13 protein-coding genes are annotated in these 18064 nt (G+C 68.1%); 4 read left to right on the forward strand and 9 right to left on the reverse strand.

Translation table 11 applies throughout. The features are described 5' to 3' along the window. Positions 1-88: 88 nt before the first annotated feature. The 5 genes from rpsD to infA all read right to left on the reverse strand — a co-directional run bounded on the left by rpsD (position 89) and on the right by infA (position 2281). Entirely contained in the window at positions 89-694 is a 606-nt protein-coding gene (gene rpsD / locus QH168_RS08790; protein WP_163826185.1) for a 30S ribosomal protein S4, read from the reverse strand. Between the two features lie 22 nt (positions 695-716). After that, positions 717-1130 (reverse strand): 30S ribosomal protein S11, encoded by a 414-nt coding sequence (gene rpsK, locus QH168_RS08795; RefSeq protein ID WP_014349147.1) that lies wholly within the window; start codon positions 1128-1130, stop codon positions 717-719. 9 nt (positions 1131-1139) lie between these two features. Next, positions 1140-1511: a 30S ribosomal protein S13 gene (rpsM, locus tag QH168_RS08800; RefSeq protein ID WP_014349146.1), complete on the reverse strand. Its 372-nt coding sequence runs from the start codon at positions 1509-1511 to the stop codon at positions 1140-1142. A 217-nt stretch (positions 1512-1728) separates the two neighbouring features. Continuing rightward, positions 1729-1842 carry a 50S ribosomal protein L36 gene (rpmJ, locus tag QH168_RS08805; protein ID WP_003938068.1) on the reverse strand — a complete coding sequence of 38 codons (114 nt, stop codon included), beginning with the start codon at positions 1840-1842 and terminating at the stop codon, positions 1729-1731. 217 nt (positions 1843-2059) lie between these two features. Then, positions 2060-2281: a translation initiation factor IF-1 gene (infA, locus tag QH168_RS08810; protein WP_003418601.1), complete on the reverse strand. Its 222-nt coding sequence runs from the start codon at positions 2279-2281 to the stop codon at positions 2060-2062. A gap of 388 nt (positions 2282-2669) precedes the next feature. Between infA and QH168_RS08815 the strand changes: the two genes are divergently transcribed. After that, positions 2670-6629 carry a MinD/ParA family ATP-binding protein gene (locus QH168_RS08815; RefSeq protein WP_280234032.1) on the forward strand — a complete coding sequence of 1320 codons (3960 nt, stop codon included), beginning with the start codon at positions 2670-2672 and terminating at the stop codon, positions 6627-6629. 42 nt (positions 6630-6671) lie between these two features. On the opposite strand, the gene QH168_RS08820 is transcribed toward QH168_RS08815, so the two are convergent. Next, positions 6672-7172, reverse strand: a complete 501-nt coding sequence (locus QH168_RS08820; RefSeq protein ID WP_280234033.1) for a DUF4254 domain-containing protein — start codon at positions 7170-7172, stop codon at positions 6672-6674. 171 nt (positions 7173-7343) lie between these two features. On the opposite strand from QH168_RS08820, the gene QH168_RS08825 reads away from it, so the two are divergent. Continuing rightward, positions 7344-8147 (forward strand): GntR family transcriptional regulator, encoded by an 804-nt coding sequence (locus QH168_RS08825; RefSeq protein WP_280234034.1) that lies wholly within the window; start codon positions 7344-7346, stop codon positions 8145-8147. Between the two features lie 2 nt (positions 8148-8149). Next, complete coding sequence (locus QH168_RS08830; protein ID WP_280234035.1) at positions 8150-8722, forward strand: GNAT family N-acetyltransferase; 573 nt, start codon at positions 8150-8152, stop codon at positions 8720-8722. 76 nt (positions 8723-8798) lie between these two features. Here the strand turns inward: QH168_RS08830 and eccCa are convergent, their stop codons facing one another. From eccCa to eccD, 3 genes are all read right to left on the reverse strand, one after another. Beyond that, positions 8799-12860: a type VII secretion protein EccCa gene (eccCa, locus tag QH168_RS08835; protein ID WP_280234036.1), complete on the reverse strand. Its 4062-nt coding sequence runs from the start codon at positions 12858-12860 to the stop codon at positions 8799-8801. A gap of 10 nt (positions 12861-12870) precedes the next feature. Continuing rightward, on the reverse strand, positions 12871-14268 hold the full coding sequence (gene mycP / locus QH168_RS08840; RefSeq protein ID WP_280234123.1) for a type VII secretion-associated serine protease mycosin: 1398 nt from the start codon (positions 14266-14268) through the stop codon (positions 12871-12873). Between the two features lie 237 nt (positions 14269-14505). Beyond that, positions 14506-15978: a type VII secretion integral membrane protein EccD gene (eccD, locus tag QH168_RS08845; protein ID WP_280234037.1), complete on the reverse strand. Its 1473-nt coding sequence runs from the start codon at positions 15976-15978 to the stop codon at positions 14506-14508. Between the two features lie 240 nt (positions 15979-16218). Between eccD and eccA the strand changes: the two genes are divergently transcribed. After that, positions 16219-18042 carry a type VII secretion AAA-ATPase EccA gene (eccA, locus tag QH168_RS08850; protein WP_280234038.1) on the forward strand — a complete coding sequence of 608 codons (1824 nt, stop codon included), beginning with the start codon at positions 16219-16221 and terminating at the stop codon, positions 18040-18042. Positions 18043-18064: the final 22 nt, after the last annotated feature.

Here is an 18064-nt window from a genome sequence, read left to right on the forward strand (position 1 = left end):
TGGGCGCCCGCTATTTGACGCCTCGTCTCAGGGGTTGTGCGTGATCGCCCGGTATGGGCGATCACGCACCAGCGGCACAGCTTGCCGGTTACTTCGAGTAGTACTCGACGATGAGCTGTTCCTGGAGCGGCACATCGATCTGGGCGCGCTCGGGCTCCTGGTGGACCAGGATGCGGAGGCGGCCAGGGATGACCTGGAGCCAGCCGGGGACCGGACGGTCACCGACGGTCTCGCGCGCCACCTGGAACGGCAGCGTGCCCAGCGACTTCTCCTTGACATCGATGATGTCGTACTGGGTGACGCGGAAGGAGGGAACATCCACCTTCCGGTTGTTCACCAGGAAGTGGCCGTGGCTGACCAGCTGGCGGGCCTGGCGACGGGTACGCGCCAGACCGGCGCGGTACACGACGTTGTCCAGCCGGGTCTCGAGCAGGCGAAGCAGGTTGTCACCGGTCTTACCCTTGAGGCGGTTGGCCTCTTCGTAGTACCGGCGGAACTGCTTCTCCATTACGCCGTAGGAGAAGCGAGCCTTCTGCTTCTCTTGCAGCTGGAGCAGGTATTCGCTCTCCTTGATCCGCGCGCGGCCGTGCTGGCCGGGCGGGTAGGGGCGACGTTCGAACGCCTGGTCGCCGCCGACCAGGTCGACGCGGAGGCGACGGCTCTTACGCGTTGCGGGTCCGGTGTAACGGGCCATTGTGGTCTACCTTCCTTTCCCGTTAGACGCGACGCCGCTTGGGCGGACGGCAGCCGTTGTGCGGCTGCGGGGTGACATCGGAGATCGTGCCGACTTCCAGGCCAGCGGCCTGGAGCGAGCGGATCGCGGTCTCGCGGCCCGAACCCGGGCCCTTGACGAACACGTCGACCTTCTTGACGCCGTTCTCCTGCGCCTTGCGGGCAGCGTTCTCGGCGGCGAGCTGCGCGGCGAACGGGGTCGACTTGCGCGAACCCTTGAAACCGACGTGGCCCGAGGACGCCCAGGAGATGACGTTGCCGGACGGGTCGGTGATCGACACGATCGTGTTGTTGAACGTGGACTTGATGTGCGCGTGGCCGTGCGGGACGTTCTTCTTTTCCCGGCGACGCGACTTCTGGGTCTTCTTGGGGCCGGAGGCCCGTGACTTCGGAGGCATCGGTTATCCCTACTTCTTCTTGCCGGCGACGGTCTTCTTCGGACCCTTGCGCGTACGCGCATTGGTCTTGGTGCGCTGGCCGCGCACCGGAAGGTGGCGACGGTGACGCAGGCCCTGGTAGCAGCCGATCTCGATCTTGCGACGAATGTCGGCCTGCACCTCACGGCGCAGATCACCCTCGACCTTGAACTCCGACGCTTCGATGTAGTCGCGGAGCTTGGTCAGGTCGTCGTCGGTGAGATCCTTCGACCGCAGATCCGGGCTGACCGAGGTCGCCGCCAGGATTTCCTTGGCGCGGGTACGGCCGATACCGAAAATGTAGGTCAGTGCGATCTCCATGCGCTTTTCGCGCGGGAGGTCGACGCCCATGAGACGTGCCATGTGGCAGTTCCTTAATCGTTGCGGAGGTCTGCTCCCTGTCCGTCCCCTCGTCGTGGCGGGGCCCCGGCCTCCGTACCGGGGGTTGGCACGCGCACCTCGGGGGTGAACCCGAATTTCCACAGTGCACGGCTGGAGCTGGGAGTTCTTCGCGGGCGAGTCGCGCTCGCCCCTTTCTTTGGTGTGCCAATCCGAAACCGCGTTCGGTGCTTGGCTGGTGTCAGCCCTGACGCTGCTTGTGGCGCAGGTTCTCGCAGATCACCATGACCCGACCGTTACGGCGGATCACCTTGCACTTCTCGCAGATCTTCTTGACGCTCGGCTGAACCTTCACGTCCGTCCAATCTTGTCGGTGTTCGCACCTGGGTGTGAACACAGTTTTTCCCCAGTCTGACGACTGGGGAAGCCTTGCGCCTCCGGATCGCTGCCACCCGCCGCAGGGGTCCGGGGGCGAAGCCCGCCGGGCGGGGTGTGGGGGTTGCACCCCCACAAAACACCAAGTCAATCGACCTCGGCGAACGCTCTCCGTGAGCAGAGATCGCCCATTCGATTTACTTGTAGCGGTATACGATGCGTCCGCGGGACAGGTCGTAGGGCGAGAGCTCGACGACCACGCGGTCCTCGGGCAGGATGCGGATGTAGTGCTGCCGCATCTTGCCGCTGATGTGCGCGAGAACCTTGTGCCCGTTCTCGAGCTCGATCCGGAACATCGCATTGGGCAGCGGCTCGACAACTCGACCCTCGACCTCGATGGCCCCGTCCTTCTTCGCCATGTCCTCCGCGATCCCGGTTATGCTCAACCTGGTCTGATTGGTGGTAACTGCTCTGATGAAACCGGCCGGTGGTGAACTACCAGGAGTTCTGACCGATCGCACGCGAACAGTCGGCGCATAGGTGCACCGCCGCTCAAGCTTACCGGCAGGCGCTCGATCGGGCAAAACGCGCCCCGAACGGCGTATCGGGAGCCTCGCTCGGCACCCGGCACCCGGCACCGCCGACCTTCCCAGCAGTGCGAATATCTGCGCCGGTCGAGGCTCGGCGACGGCGGGCACGCCAGCGCCTGTTCGGCGGGTCGATCCGGCGCCGCCTGGCCCACGCGGGGACCCGGCTGTCGCGTAAACTGACCGCTGTCCGAGGTCCAGCACATCAGGAGGGGGATGCGTGAGCCGCAGCAATGACGGCCTCCCCATGCTGCCACCGTGGCTCTCCGACAGTGAGGTCACCCAGGTCGGCCAGCAGATCGATTACGAAGCGCCACCGGTCCAGAACCTCCCGCACGACGATCTGATCGAGGACACCCCCGCACCCAAGCGTGGCCGCTTCAAGCGACCCGCCCCGGAGAGCGAGCGCTCCGAAGCTCCTGGTCCACGCAAGGAGAAGCGCCGCAAAGGCTGGCGCCGGGACAAGAACGACGATCAGCCCGTCGACGAGCGCCACGAGGCGGACGAATCGGCCGCACCCGCGCCGCGCCCCGGCGATCAGTGGTCGACACAGCAGCCCGATCAGTCGGCCGATCGGTGGCAGAGCCCGCCGCCGCCCGCGCAGCACCCGACGCCGGCCGACTACGCGCCGTCCGACCGCTCCCCCGACGCCCGGCCGGCCGACCCGTATCAGCCCGGTCCCGCCCAGCAGCCGTACCGCCCCGCCCCCGACAACTCCTGGCAGCAAGGACCTTCGCGGACCGGCGACCGCCCGCCCGCGAACCTGCCCACACGCACCCCGAGCGAACCATCGGCCGAATTCCGGCCGCTCGGCCCGCGCCCACCCCAGCCGCCGCCCGACCGGGCGCCCATCTCGACCGAGGCGACGGTGCATCTGGGCCCGCGCCCGGACCTGCCAGCGCCGCCGCCACAAGCCCCGGTTGCGCCGCATCCTGGACCGGTTACTCCGCAGAGCCCTGCGCCGCACCAGGACCGTGCATCCGCGCAGCCCCCGCTTGCCCCGCAGCTGGACCATGCCTCGGCGCCGCAGGTCCCCGTCGCCCCGCCGCAGGACCATGCTTCCACACCCCAGGTCCCGCTCGCCCCGCCGCAGACTCCGGTGCCGCCACCGCAGGACCATGGTTCCGCGCCGCAGGTCCCCGTCGCCCCGCCGCACACACCGCAGGCTCACGCTCCCGCGCCCCAGGCGCCGGTCACCCGAACGCAAGTCCCGAATACACCGCAGGCACCAGTCTCATCGCAGCAGGCACCGGTTGCCCGGCCGCAGACTCCGGTCGCCCCGCAACAGACGCCGGGCACCCCACCGCAACAGCCGAACTCCGAGAGAGCGCGTGCGGCCGAGCCCGTCTCGCCGGTAGGCGATGATCGGTCCACCAGGCTTCCGGCCGACTCGGCGCCGGATGCACGGCTCGACGATCCCCTCTCCGAACAGCAGCCGTCCGAGGGAGCCGCGGCGCAGGGCCGCTCGGCGACAGAGTCGGCCGCATCGCCCGAACGGTTGCCCCTGCCCGCACCACCGACATCCGGTACTCGACTCCCACAGGCCGATGTCCAACAGGGGGAATCCGCATCGACGGCTGAGGAACCGCGATCCACGGATCGCGAGCCGGTCGCCGGGCCGACGCCCACCGCGACCGAACCTCCGTCCTGGTTGGACGGCCCCCACCGCGCCGCCGACAGCGGACAAGCACCGCCCGCGAAAAAGCAGCCTTCGACCGAGAGTGGGCAGGCGGCGACCGGAGGCGGACAGGCACCGGAGCCGACGGTATCGGAGATCGCGGAGCGGTCCGCCGAGACAGCTACGCCGTCGAAGACCACCGATTCCCGCGCCGTCGATTCCGCGTCGAGGTCCACCACAAGCGATCCGACCACCGGCTCCGACGCGCCACCGTCATGGCTCGGAGCCACCCCCCACGCACCCGAGCCCACCGCTCAACAGCCGATCCAACGGCTGCCGGACCTGCCGCCCGCGCCCAGCGAATCCGACGTGCAGGCTCCCGCACCCACTGCCGATCCGGCACCGGCTTTTTCCGCGAACGTCGCTCCCCCGGCCACCCCGACGACCGATTCGTCGCCGGTCGCCCCGGCTGAGGAATCGGCATCGGTAATCGCTGCCAGCGACTCGCCCTCGGTCGTGCCGACCGAGGATTCGGCAGCGAGCGCACGCACCGACGATCAACAGGTCGGCTCGAACACCGGGCCCGCGACGCATCCGGTATCGAGTTCGCCGCCACCGGAACCACCGGTTTCCCAGCCCGCGCCGCCGGATCGGATCAGCCCCGCGACGACAGCGCAGGCGGCCCACACGGACGCCGCCCCAACGGTGCATCCGGTATCCAGTTCGCCGACGCCCGAATCACCGATCTCCCAGCCCGAACCACCGGATCGGATCGGCCCCGCAGTGGCAGCCGCCCGCCCCGATATCCACGCCGCTCAGACCGGGCCCGCCGAACAGCTCGGGGGTGAGAACCGCGCCCCCGACGGCCGCTTCGACGCGGCGGACAGTGCCGCATCGGTCACGCGTGGGCGCCACCGGCTGACGTCCGAGGGCGCGCCACCGCCCACCTCCCCCGAGAACCAGGCCGCCGTCGGTGCCGGGGTACCTCCGCAACCGCCTGAGCAGCAGGTACGGCCGCCGTTCGCCCCGGTGCCGCCGTACAACCCGACCGCGGATCGAGCACAGACCGGGCCCTCCGCCCACACATCGGGCTTCGACCATCGGATTCCGCAGGCACCGACCACCGGGCCGGGTCCGCGTCAAGCGCCGAAACAGCAGCGGCGCACCGCGCAATCGGGTGCGGATGCCGCCCTGCGAGCAGCATTGGCGGCCCAGCCGCTGCGCACCTTCGACGGTCCGGCCCGCGAACCGAACCCGGTGCAGGAACAGTGGCAGACCGGACAGCCCCCCGCCGACCAGCAAGGTCGGCCGCTGCCACCGCAGGCTCCGCAGTGGCAGAGTCCGGTCGCCCCGGGCCCCGACTCCCCGCCGCTACCTGGACCGGGACCGCATGATCAAGCGGGCATGCGAGCCCCGAGCGACGAGATGCCGGGTCCGCACGGTTTTGCGCAGGCACCGGTCCAGCAGCCGGTTCCACCGCACTCCACACCGTCGCATGGGGCGCCCCAACATCCTTCGATGCCTCAGCATCCGGTGCCACCTCAGCATGCGGGACCACCGCAGCAGCAGTGGCGTGGGCCCGCAGATCAGGGACCGCCGCCCGAGCAGTGGCAGGGCGGTCAGGGGCAGTCCCCTTCGCTGGACAATGTGCCGATCCGTGGCCGCGCGACCAAGAAGGCGGCGGGCTCGGGCTGGCGCAAGGCCGTGCACCATGTGTCCGGCGGCGCCATCAATCCGGGGATGTCGGCCGAGGAGCGCCGGCTTCAGGAGCTGGTGGCTCGGATCCGGCAGCCGGTGCGCGGCGATTACCGCATCGCGGTGCTCTCGCTCAAGGGCGGCGTCGGTAAGACCACGACCACCATGGGTATCGGCTCCACCTTCGCCTCGATCCGTGGCGACCGGGTGATCGCCGTCGACGCCAACCCGGACTTCGGCACCCTGTCGCAGCGAGTGCCGCTCCAGACCCGGTCGACGGTGCGTGATCTGCTGCTGGATTCTTCGATCCAGCGGTATTCGGATGTCCGCAGGCACACCTCGCAGGCCACCAGCCGACTGGAAGTGCTTGCCAGCGAACGAGATCCGGCGGCGTCGGAGGCGTTCAACGAGGACGAGTACCGCTCCGTCGCGCGGATTCTGCAACGGTTCTACAACATCATCCTCACCGACTGCGGCACCGGTCTGATGCATTCGGCGATGGCGGGTGTGCTGGAGCTGGCGCATTCGCTGGTGCTGATCTCCTCCCCCGCGATCGACGGCGCCCGCAGTGCCGCCGCGACGCTGGACTGGCTGTCGCTGCACGGCCATGACCATCTGGTGCGAAACGCGGTGGTGGTGATCAACTCTCCGCGCGCCGGTTCGCCGAACGTGGGCATCCAGCAGTTGCGTGAGTATTTCCTGTCACGCTGCCGCGCGGTGCACATCATCCCGTTCGATCCGCATATGTCGGAGGGCGCGGAGATCGATCTGCACCGGCTACACAAGCAGACCAAACGGGCGTATGTGGAACTCGCGGCCACGGTCGCGGACGATTTCGCCACCGATCACCGCAGGTACCGGGGTTGATACGGGCGGCGGCCGGCTGACAACCGGAGCCGCCCCGTCAGCTCACCATTCCGGCAGTCGGCGCCGCCCGGCCAGCACATCGCGGACCAGGTCGTCGTAGGCGTCGGCCAGTTCGGCCAGATGATGCCAGGCGATATGCAGGAGATCGTCGTGCGCGTCGAGGGTCATCAACGCGTGATGAGCGCGGACCGATGATTCGGCCAGCCGGTCGATCACCGCGCCGATGGTCTCGGTATGCAGGGTGGCGCCCATCCGGTGCTGAGGGACGTTACGCACCACCCAGTCGTCGATCGCCAGCACCAATTCGCCTCTGCGGCGCTCGATTTCGACGACGGTCGCGGGCCGGGTGTCGATCGAGCCACCCCGCCCGACCAGCCGTCTTTCATGGAGTATCGCCAGGTCACGGGCGTACCAGAGCAGCTGACCGCCGATAACGCGGTGCCCACGGCACGCTCTGACAAGAAGATCCGAGGTCGGCAGCGGCCCGGAGATCGGGGTCTGCGCCACCGGATCGGCACTTCGCTGAGCGCCGGGAAGAGCCATTACGACTGTTGTATCCGAACCTGCCACGGTTGCCTCGCCGTCATCGCCGCACAACACCGGATCAGTACGTTCATTACAATAAACCTCGGAATACCACTGTCAAGCGTAATCGGGCCGTAGTGGGCCGAAAAGTGTACACTTCGTTACCTGCACGACCAACCGAGGAGCAAGATGGCGGACGGTCCGACGTATCACCGGATCGCAGACCTCCTCCGCGAGGAGATCCGCGCAGGCAGATGGAAGCCGGGTGATCGACTGCCGAGTCATGCCGAGCTCGCCGATCAGATGCAGGTGTCGATCACTACCGCGCGCAACGCAATTCAGGTTCTGGTCACCGAAAATCTTGTCTACACAGCTACTTCCCGGGGAACGCTGGTTCGAAACCAGGAAGTACTCGAATCCGTGGTCACCGATCATATCCGACCGGATCGTCCACGGTCGGCACATGACATATTCGAGGAGATCGCGCGCGCCGCCGAACGTGAACCGACCAAGGAATTCAGTGCCCGAATGGAGCCCGCCGGTACGGAAGTCGCCCAGTGGCTGGGCGTTCCGGCCGATTCCTGGGTGCTTGCCCGTACCGTCGTCCAGTATCTCGACAACGAACCGTGGTCCTGGGAGGTCAGCTTCTATCCGCGTGATCTCGCCGAGGCCACCGGTATCGACTCACCCCACGACATTCCCGAGGGCACGACTCGCCGGTTGGCCGACCGTGGTCACGCCGAGACCGCGCATCGGGATACCGTCGTCGCCCGGCCCGCAACCGCCGAGGAGGCCATCGTGCTCGGAGTCGCCACCGGAACCATTCTGCTCGACCATCTTCGGATCGGCGCCGATCACGAACGTGTCACGCGCGCGACACGGCATCGTTCCATCGCCACCCGCAATCGACTGGCTTATGAACTGGGTGATGAGGAGGGTACGGACGTGATCCGGCGGGCGCTCGGCAGCTCTTATCGCCCCGGCATCGCGTAGCCATGTCCGTGGTCATCCGGCCCGCGGTCCTCGGCGACCTCGGAACCATCTGCCGACTCCGGGTACAGCGCACCGCGTGGTTGAGCGCGCGCGGCTCGGACCAGTGGACGGTGGCGGGCCGCGGCCTGCCGATCGAGATCTTCGCCCGCTCGGTGGGGCACTGTATGGATGCGGGCGAGACGTGGATCGCCGAGGTGTGTGGCAGACCCGCTGGCACCATCACGGTGAACGATCGTGCCGACCAAGGTCTCTGGAACCCGGCGGAACTCTCCGACGCCGTGATCGTGCACTACATGATCGTCGACCTGCACTATGCGGGGCGCGCGGTCGGCGGCCGGCTGCTGGAGCACGCCGCCGACCTGGCCCGCGAATACGGCCGGGACTGGGTGCGGCTCGACGCCTGGACCACCAACACCGATCTGCATGCCTACTATCACCGGGCGGGGTTCCGGCTGGCCCGTATCGCCGGGCCCGCCGCCGAGGGTCCGTCGCGGGCGTTGTTCGAGCGCCGCACCGATTCGTGGGCGCCGGTCCGGTCCGATCGCGCACCGGTGTTCACCCCGGTCCACGGATGACATCAGCCGCCGGACCGGCCGACCTGCGCGCCGCCCGATACGCGGGCGCTCGATGGCGTCCGGTACGAAAGGCCGTCTACAGCGGCGGTAGGTGGGCGAGCTGAACCATTTCCTGGCCGCGGGTGCGGGAGACGAGGATGCCGCGGCCGGGTGGGAGTTTGGCCGGGCGGACGTCGCCGATGAGTTTGCCCTCGTCGCGGGGGCCGCTCATGATCAGCGCGTCGACGGACAGGTTCTTCATACCGCCGAGGACGTGGTCGTAGAGGGCGCGCGAAACACCACCGATGCGGCGGGTGACCACCAGGTGCAGGCCGATGTCGCGGGCCTGCGGGAGATATTCGAGCAGGGGCAGCAGGGGGTTCGTGCCAGCAGTGATCATGTCGTAATCGTCGACGAGCACATAGATCTCCGGCCCCTCCCACCAGCTGCGTTCCCGCAGCTGCTGCGGGGTGATGTCGGAGCCCGGTATCCGTTTGGACAGGTAGCGGCTCAGTTCGGTGATCATCGGGCCACTGGTCTGCGAGGAGGTCGAATAGCCTGCGAGCCGCTCGTCGGGGACCACGCCGAGCAGACTGCGGCGGTAGTCGATCATGATGATCCTGGCCGCGCCGGGTGCAGAGTTCTCGACGATGCCCATGGCGATATTGCGCAGCAGGGTGGTCTTACCGCATTCGACGTCGGCGAACGCCATGAAATGCGGTTCGGCATCGAAATCCAGTACGAACGGGTCCAATTCGTTCTCGCCGAGCCCGACGACCACCTTGGTCGCGCTCTGCTCGACACCGTGCGCACGGGCGATGGCGAGCACCTGGTCGCGAGGGATCTCCAGCGGCAACATGCGCACCTCGGGCGCCCGCCTGCTCCCCCACAGCTGTACCAGCTGCTCCTTGGCCGAGGCCACACCGTCGGTGAGGGTCGTGGGATCCGAGTCGGAGTCCAGACGCGGCAGCGCGAGCAGCATATGCAGCTCATCGGGGGTCAAGCCGCGGCCTGGACGGCCGACTGGCACCAGCGCCGCACTGCGCCTGCCCATTTCGGAATCGGACGGATCACCGAGGCGCAACTCCAGCCGGGTGCCGATCTGGTCCTTGATCACCGGCCGGATCTCACCCCAGCGGGAAGCGCCGAGGATGAGGTGAATGCCGTAGGACAGGCCCTGCTGGGCGATGGCGTTGACGGCCGGTTCGAGGGTGTCGAACTCCTCGCGCATGGCCGCCCAGCCGTCGATGACCAGGAAGACGTCACCGAATTGGTCGGCGGCGAGCGGATCGTCGGGCGCCGGTGGGTTGCCGTTGGCGGCGGCTTCCAGCTGGGCGTATCTGCGGCGGCGGAATTCCACCATCGACTCGATGCCGAGTTCGGTGAACCGTTCCTCGCGCTGGGTGAGCAGGGAGGTCAGCTCGGCGATGGTGCGGCGCACCCGGTCGCGGTCCAGGCGCCCGGCGACCGAACCGACGTGCGGGATACCGGACAGGCCGGTCATGCTGCCGCCGCCGAAGTCCAGGCAGTAGAACTGCACCTGCTCCGGGGTGTGGGTGGCCGCGGCCGCCATGATGATGGTGCGCAGCGTGGTCGATTTACCCGACTGCGGGCCGCCGACGACGGCGATATTGCCCTGACCACCGGCCAGTCCGACGGTGAGGACATCGCGGCGCTGTTCGTAGGGCTTGTCGATGATGCCGATGGGCATCCACAGCTGCCCGTGCCGGTTGACCGGTGAGCGCCAGTCCGGGTCGGGTAGCAGCATGTCGACCGTCGGTGATTCCTCCAGCGGCGGCAACCAGACCTCATGCGCCGGACGTCCGTGTCCGGTCAGGCGTTTCACCACCACCTCGAGCAGCGAATCAGGCAGGCCTTCTTCCTTGTCCGTGGTATCCGCGCCGGGCGGCGGCGGCAGTTCGGGCAGTCCGAGCGGGGCGGCCGGTTCCGGGTCGGGCTCGATCCTGGTCTGGATCTCCACCGGACCCGCGGTGAACACCGCCGGCGACCGACCGCCGACGATGCTGCCACCGGATTCACGGGTGCCGGTCGGCGAAACGTAGGGCCCGGACACATAGGTGGCGTTGAAGCGCAGCGGATCGTCGGCATCGCTTTTGAGGTAGCCCGAACCGGGGATGCCGGGCAGATGGTAGGCGTCGGTGATGCCGAGTACCGCGCGGGATTCGTTGGCGGAGAAGGTTCGTAGACCGATCAGATAGGACAGATGCGAGTCGAGCCCGCGGAGCTTGTTCTCCTCCAGCCGCTGTGAGGCCAACAGCAGATGCACGTGCAGTGAGCGGCCGAGGCGGCCGATCATCACGAACAGGTCGGCGAAATCCGGTTTCTGCGAAAGCAGTTCGGAGAACTCGTCGACGATGACGAACAGCGCGGGCAGCGGATCGAGCTGGGCGCCCGCGGCACGGGCCTTCTCGTACTCGGTGACATTGGCGAAATTGCCCGCTGAACGCAGCAGTTCCTGACGCCGGTTCATCTCACCGGCCAGCGCGTCCTTCATACGGTCGACCATCGAGAGTTCTTCCTCGAGGTTGGTGATCACCGCCGCGACGTGCGGCAGCGGATCGAGACCGAGGAAGGTGGCACCACCCTTGAAGTCGACCAGCACCAGGTTGAGGTAGTCCGGTGAATGCGTGGTGACCAGCGACAGCACCAGCGTGCGCAGGAATTCGGACTTACCGGAACCGGTGGCGCCGATGCACAGTCCGTGTGGGCCCATACCGTTCTCGGCCGATTCCTTGATGTCGATCTCCACCGGCGTACCGTCGGGAGTCACGCCGATCGGCACCCGCAGACGCTCGCGTGCGGTGCGCGGACGCCACACCTTGGCGGCCTCGATCTGGGCGGCGTCGGGAATCTTCAGCAGGGACATCAGCCCCGGATCTGCCCTGGTCTCGTCGCCGAGGCTGACGATCTGGGCGGCGGTGGCGATGCGGTAGCGGGCCAGGCCGCGGCTGAAGGCGGTGGCTTCGGCGACGCTCACTTCGTCGGCGGTGGCGAACTTCTCGGTACCCGCCGCGCTGCGTGCGCTCACCTCACCGTCGGCGACCACCAGTTGCAGACCGCGGCGCACGGCGAGGCCGTCCTCCGGTGCGGTGAGATCGAGCACGGTCACCGAGTCCAGCCCGGATTCGCTGACGAGACGTTCGCTGCCGTTGACGTATCCGTCGTCGATCACCACGACCAGATGCAGCCTGCCCTGCGTCGGTTGTGGATTGCGCATGAACCGGCCGCGTTCGATCAGTTCGGCCGACAGTGCGGTTTCCAGTTCACCGAGCGAGCCGTACATCATCCGGGCCGAGCCCATACCGTCGCGTGCGGTCGGATGCTGTAGGTGCGGAAGCCATTTCGCCCATTCCCAGCTCGGTCCGTCCGGGTCGGCGCAGACGATGGCGATCGCGACGTGATCCGGGCCGTGGAACGCGGCCAGCTCCATCAGCATGGCGCGCACCAGGGTGCGGGCGGCGGTGGGCTCGCCACCGACGTTGATGGCAGGGAAAGCGCGCAGTGAGACCGCGGTGGGCAGCTGATGCACCACCGAATGGGTGCGGACGAAGCGGCGCAACGCCACCGTCGAGACGGGTTCTAGGTCCTCGAGCGGACCGGTCTCCGGGCGGGCCAGTTTGGTCGCGAGGCGGTGGCTGCCGATCCCCACTCGGACGTGTCCGAAATCCGGGTCGGCGGGGCGGCGTTCCCACATGCGTCTGGTGCCGATCACCGAGCGCAGATCCATCGGCTCGGGATGGCTCCAGGTCAGCGCCTCCAGCTGTTTACCGCCGGTGCGGCGCACATCCTTGCGCATCTGGTCGAGGTAGCGGAAGTAGTCCTTGCGTTCCTCGTTGAGTTCGGCCGCCGACTTCGGGCCGCCGCCGCCACGCATTCCCATCATCATGCCGACCATCGACATGATCATCATCATCGGGAACATCATCATCATCGGATTGGCGAACAGGTTGCGGCCCATCATCGCCATCATCGCGATCATGCCGACCACCGCGACCAGCATCACCACCGGCATCAGCTTCATCAGCAGCGGGGCGGGCAATGGCCGCGGGATCTCCGGCGGCGAGTTCAACGCGACTTCACCGCCGGGCGCGCGTGGTGGCGCGATGCGGGGGCGGCGCACGAAACCTTCGGTAACCATGGGCGGTCCTCTACCCCTCTGACGCTCGGGAATCGGGGTCGGCGATATCGGCGTCCTCGCCGCGGCGGCGGAACGGAATCCACAGCGCGGCACCGATACCGAGTACGGCAAGACAGGTGATGGCGCCGATGGTGGCGATGCGTCTGGGCAGCGGGTCCGGCTCCGGCGGACGCCAGGGCTCGGCCATCGGGCTGGGGGTGTCAGCGCCTTCGCTGATCGGCCGGTCCGGTAGTTCGGCTGTCAGGGCCGCCACCGGATCGATCAGGCCGTGGCCGATCCGATCGTCGCGGCCCGGGCCCGGGGCCTGGGCGGTGCGTTCGATCCGGTCGATCACCTGGGCGGCGGTCAGTTCGGGGAAGCGGGCGCGTACGAGGGCGGCCAGACCGGCGACATAGGGTGCGGCGAAGCTGGTGCCTTCGATCGGGCTGATGCCCTCGGCCGTCTGCACACCGTCGACGAGTCCTGTGCCACCGGGTTTGCTGTCCAGTGAGACGATCTGGCGGCCGATGGCGGCGACACCGATCCATGGGCCGTTCAGCGACAGCTCCGACGCCACACCGTTGGGATCGATCGAGGCGACCGACAGCACGTACGGGTCGAACCAGGCCGGACTGGCGACGGTCTGCACGCCGGGCCACCCCGAGCCGGTGTTCTGGGCTTTGCAGGCGCCGTCGGTCTGGAGGTTTCCCGCCGCAGCGACCACGACGACATTGCGGTCGTATGCATATTTCACGGCCGCGCCGAGCGGTTCGTCCACGGTATCGACTCCCGCTGCGGTACAAGCCACTTCGGAGATGTTGATCACGGTCGCACCCATATCGACGGCGCGGACGACGGCGGCGGCGAGGGTGAGCACATTGCCGTATCCACCGCTGGCAATGGCGCCGGGCTTCTCCTCGCTGCCGCGGCGGTCCTTGGCCTCGAACGCCAGGCTCAGCTGACGGATGGTGAGGATCTCCGCCTCGGGCGCCACCCCGGCGAAGGCGTCGTCCTGGCTCGGTCGCGCGGCGATGATGCCCGCGACCAGGGTGCCGTGCCCATCACAGTCGACGGTGCCGTCGGTGCCGGAGACGTAATCGCCACCCGCCTGTAGTGCGGGCAGCCGTGGGTGCCGGTTCACGCCGGTGTCGATCACCGCCACCTTCTGTCCCGCACCACGGCTGAACTGCCACGCCGACGGCAGATCGAGCACAGCCTGGGAGACCGGTACATCGACCGGCGCACCACCGTTGAGTACCGGTTCGGCACAGACCGACCGCTGTTCGGTGGGTTCCAGCGGGGCCGGTCGGCCGCTGAGGGCCGTAGCCGCCGCGAGCGCACCGGGATCGATCTCCGGTGGGGCGAGGGCATGAGCGGGGGCGGGTCCGCCGACACCGGATAAGCCGAGTAGTACCGCGGCGGCGAGCACCGCCGACGCGCGCCGCGCTCCGCCGGGCCGATACGCCGATCCCGCCGCGCCGCGTATACGCGCGATCCTCCACGTATCGGCCAGGTCGGGCAGTCTCGTCCACGGTGCGGTGGCCCGCCCGGTGGATCGTGTGCCCGAGGGCCGGTCGGAGAGGAACGGTCGATCAGACACCATGGCCCCTGGCGGCATACCGAGCCCGGCCGTCGAGTGCGGTCCGGTTCACGACGAGGTCGGTCATCAGATGTTCCGCGCCATCGCGTACACGCCCATGATCCACAGCACCAGCGGGATCACCGTGCAGATCAGCAGATACTCGAAGATCTCACCGGAACGCCTTGTCACCGGGGTGATCTCGATATGCGGCCCGACCACGCCGAACACCACCACCGCGACCGCGAGGGCGAGCAGCAGACCACCGCAGAGCAGCGGGTCGGCGCCGCCGAGGGCGAGTCCGGTCAGCAGTGCGGCCACGATGGTCGCACCGGCGATGATCAGGGTGGCGGCCTGGGTGAGGTCGGCGAAGGCGCGCCCGCGCAGGCACAGGATGATGGCGGTGACCACCGCGAGCGCGATCCCCTGCCACCGCGGATCACCCAGCGGGTCGGCGGCGCCGAGCGCACCGAGCACACCGGCGATCGAACAGCCGATGAGGACACCGGACTGATACTGGTTGGCCACCCGGGCCCGGCGGCCGAGCCCCGCCGCCGAGGGCAGTGCGGTCGCACCGATCGCGCCGATACCCTCGATGGTCGGGCGCTGTTCGTGATCGGCCGGGTCGATCGCCCCGCCCGCGGTGGGCACCGGCGGCACCGGCAGCCGGGCCAGCACCGCCGCCAGTCGCGGCACGGCCGAGATCACTACGATCGCCGCCACCAGCAGGCCCGCACCGATCTTCGGCAGCGCCGGATCCCACACCATGCGCACCAGCGCGGCCGCGGCACCGCATACCGCGACGGTGATCGCGGCGGCGAACAACATGGCCCCGGTGCCGGTGGCGCGATAGACGCCCACCGCGACGACCAGCGTCACCGAAAAGCCGAGTAGCAGATGCGGACTGCCGAGATCGCCAGGTACGAACAGCGCCGCACCGCCGAAGAACAACAGCAGAGCGCCGAACGACAACCAGACCGCGGTGAGTTCGTCATCGTATTTCCGGGCCGCGATGGCGGCGGCGACCGCCGCACCGATACCGACCCCGGTGGTCAGGAACGGCGCGGCAATGCCGAGCCCCTCGGCGCGACCCGAGGCGAACAAGGCCAGTGCCAGCACGGCGGCGAGCACCGAGGCCGCCAGGCCGGTCCACCGGGCCGCCGTCGGCGACCAGCCGCGAAAGTCGTTGGCGGTCAGCCGGGATACCGCATCGATGACGTCGTCGAACAGCGCGGGCGCTTCCTTGGCGCGCACCGAACGCAGGATGAGCAGTTCGCCGTCGAAGACCTCGGCCTCGGTCAGGGTGCGGCTGGGTGCGATGGCGTCACGGCCGAGCCGGGCCAGTGTCCAGTGTTCGGTCTCCAGCGGTGCGCCACCGTCCTCGGCATCGACCGGCGCCGGGTCGCGGGACTCGATGAGGGCGACCAGATCGCCCATGAACGTCGCGATCGGCACGTTCGCCGGAAGACCGACATCGAGCTGGGTATTTCCCCCGATGACGGAAACCCGGCACAGTTCTGGCTCAGCGGTACCGGCGCCGCTGCTCAACGTCTCGGTCAATTGTCGAACGACCCCAGTTCTTTCCCGCACGTTTCCGACACTCGCGACCGTATTCCCAGCCGTCGAACCACCGGCGTCCGCTTCCGCGGGCACCGGCGACATATTGCGGCCGGACACGTTGCAACCTACCGGCAGCGAACAATAATGTATCGGACAGGCCATGCCGACGCGATTTTTATCGGGGTCGGGCCGAACTCGTCCGTGTCCGCCGCAGTAATGAAGATTTCGGGGTTCCATGCAATGACCGGCAACCGTCAAGCACAGCGCGCCTTCGATGCCGGAATCCTGTCCCTCGGACTGAGCATTGACGGCCAGGAATCGACGCGTGATCTCGAGTACGCGAAATTGGCCTTTCAGCGCGCGACCGAATGGGACCCGTCCATGTGTGACGCCTGGCTCGGTCGGGCGGCGGCGGGCGAGGTCACCGACGAGGTGGTGCGCAACCTGCACCGCACCAGCGCGAGCACGCTCTACCGTGAGCAACGCAGGCTCGGGCTGCCGCCACGTGCGCTGGCAGGGCGGTTCGTCTCCGGCCTCTACATCGACTATCCGCTGGCCAGTCATACCGAGATCTGGCTCGCCCACGCCGCGGGCCTGATCGCGGGCAAACAGTACGACGAGGCAGAACAGGTGCTCGACGAGCTGGCGCGGTATCGAGCCGGGATGCTCTCGGATCCCGATCGGGCGGCCGACGACCGGATCAGCGCCTATATCCGCGGTGTCCTGCACTTCAACACCCAGCGCTGGCCCGATGTCATGGCGGTGCTCGCCGGGTCGGCCGAATGGGACGACCCCTTCCTCGCCACCGGCGCGCACGTCATGGTCGGTTCGGCCTGCGCCCAGCTCGGGCTGTTCGGCGAGGCGATCCGGCGGATGGAGCAGGCCGAGAACGGCCCCATTCCGGCCGCGCGGACCACCGCCATGTTCTGCCGCGGCCTGTGCCTGCGCGAAACCGGTGGTGAGGACGAGGCGCAGGCCCTGTTCGAGCAGGTGTACTCGCAGGCGCCGGACTTCGCGGCCAATACCGAGGCCATGCGGGACAAGACCTACCGGATCACCGTCACCACCAAGGAATCGATCGACGCCCGCACCGATCGCTGGGATCCGGCCTCCGCACCGTCGGTGGAGCAGTTGCGCAGCGCCGACGCCGAGGACCGGGCCAAGAAGATCCTCACCGAGGCCCGCGCCGAACTCGATCGCCAGATCGGCCTCACCGCGGTGAAAACGCAGGTGGCGAAGCTACAGGCGACGGCGCAGCTGGCCAAGATCCGGGCCGAGAAGGGGATGGCCAGCGTTCCGCGCGGCAATCATCTGGCCTTCACCGGGCCGCCGGGAACGGGTAAGACCACCATCGCCAGGGTGGTCGCCAAGATCTACTGCGGTGTGGGTCTGCTGAAAACCGACAAGGTGGTCGAGGCCAAGCGGATGGATTTCGTCGGCCAGCATCTGGGCAGCACGGCGATCAAGACCGACAAGCTGATCGATACCGCCATGGACGGTGTGCTGTTCATCGATGAGGCATACACGCTGATCCAGACCGGTTTATCCGGTGGTGACGCGTTCGGCCGGGAGGCGGTGGACACGCTGCTGGCCCGGATGGAGAACGACCGCGACCGGCTGGTGGTGATCATCGCGGGCTATGACGGCGAGATCGACCGCCTGCTCGCCGCCAACGACGGTCTGGCCTCACGGTTCGCCAAACGGCTGCAATTCCCGTCCTATACCCCGGCCGAGCTCGGCCGGATCGGCACACTCATCGCCACCTCCCGCGATTCGGAGCTGTCACCGGAAGCGGTGCGGCTGCTGGAACAGGCCTGCGATCGGCTCTACAACTCCGAACGCACCGATCAGAGCGGGCAGCCGCGTCGCGGGATCGATCTGGCCGGTAACGGCCGCTTCATCCGCAATGTGATCGAGGCCGCCGAGGAAGAGCGTGAGTTCCGGCTGGCCAATGACGATTCGCTGGATCTGACGGCCGTCGACGAATCGGTGCTCATGCGTATCGAGGAGCCGGATATGGAGGCCGCATTGGCGGGCGTGCTCGCCTCCCTCGGCGTTTCCTAGCAGGTCGGGGGCCTGTTCCTGG

The sequence above is a fragment of the Nocardia cyriacigeorgica genome, from assembly GCF_029868385.1.
Taxonomy (GTDB): Bacteria; Actinomycetota; Actinomycetes; order Mycobacteriales; family Mycobacteriaceae; genus Nocardia; species Nocardia cyriacigeorgica_F.

Coding starts and splice junctions, on each gene's coding strand:
- QH168_RS08830 (WP_280234035.1), top strand. CDS start 8,150: ATGTCCGTGGTCATCCGGCCCGCGGTCCTCGGCGACCTCGGAACCATC.
- rpsM (WP_014349146.1), bottom strand. CDS start 1,511: ATGGCACGTCTCATGGGCGTCGACCTCCCGCGCGAAAAGCGCATGGAG.
- rpsK (WP_014349147.1), bottom strand. CDS start 1,130: ATGCCTCCGAAGTCACGGGCCTCCGGCCCCAAGAAGACCCAGAAGTCG.
- QH168_RS08820 (WP_280234033.1), bottom strand. CDS start 7,172: ATGGCTCTTCCCGGCGCTCAGCGAAGTGCCGATCCGGTGGCGCAGACC.
- eccA (WP_280234038.1), top strand. CDS start 16,219: ATGACCGGCAACCGTCAAGCACAGCGCGCCTTCGATGCCGGAATCCTG.
- eccCa (WP_280234036.1), bottom strand. CDS start 12,860: ATGGTTACCGAAGGTTTCGTGCGCCGCCCCCGCATCGCGCCACCACGC.
- infA (WP_003418601.1), bottom strand. CDS start 2,281: ATGGCGAAGAAGGACGGGGCCATCGAGGTCGAGGGTCGAGTTGTCGAG.
- rpsD (WP_163826185.1), bottom strand. CDS start 694: ATGGCCCGTTACACCGGACCCGCAACGCGTAAGAGCCGTCGCCTCCGC.
- QH168_RS08825 (WP_280234034.1), top strand. CDS start 7,344: ATGGCGGACGGTCCGACGTATCACCGGATCGCAGACCTCCTCCGCGAG.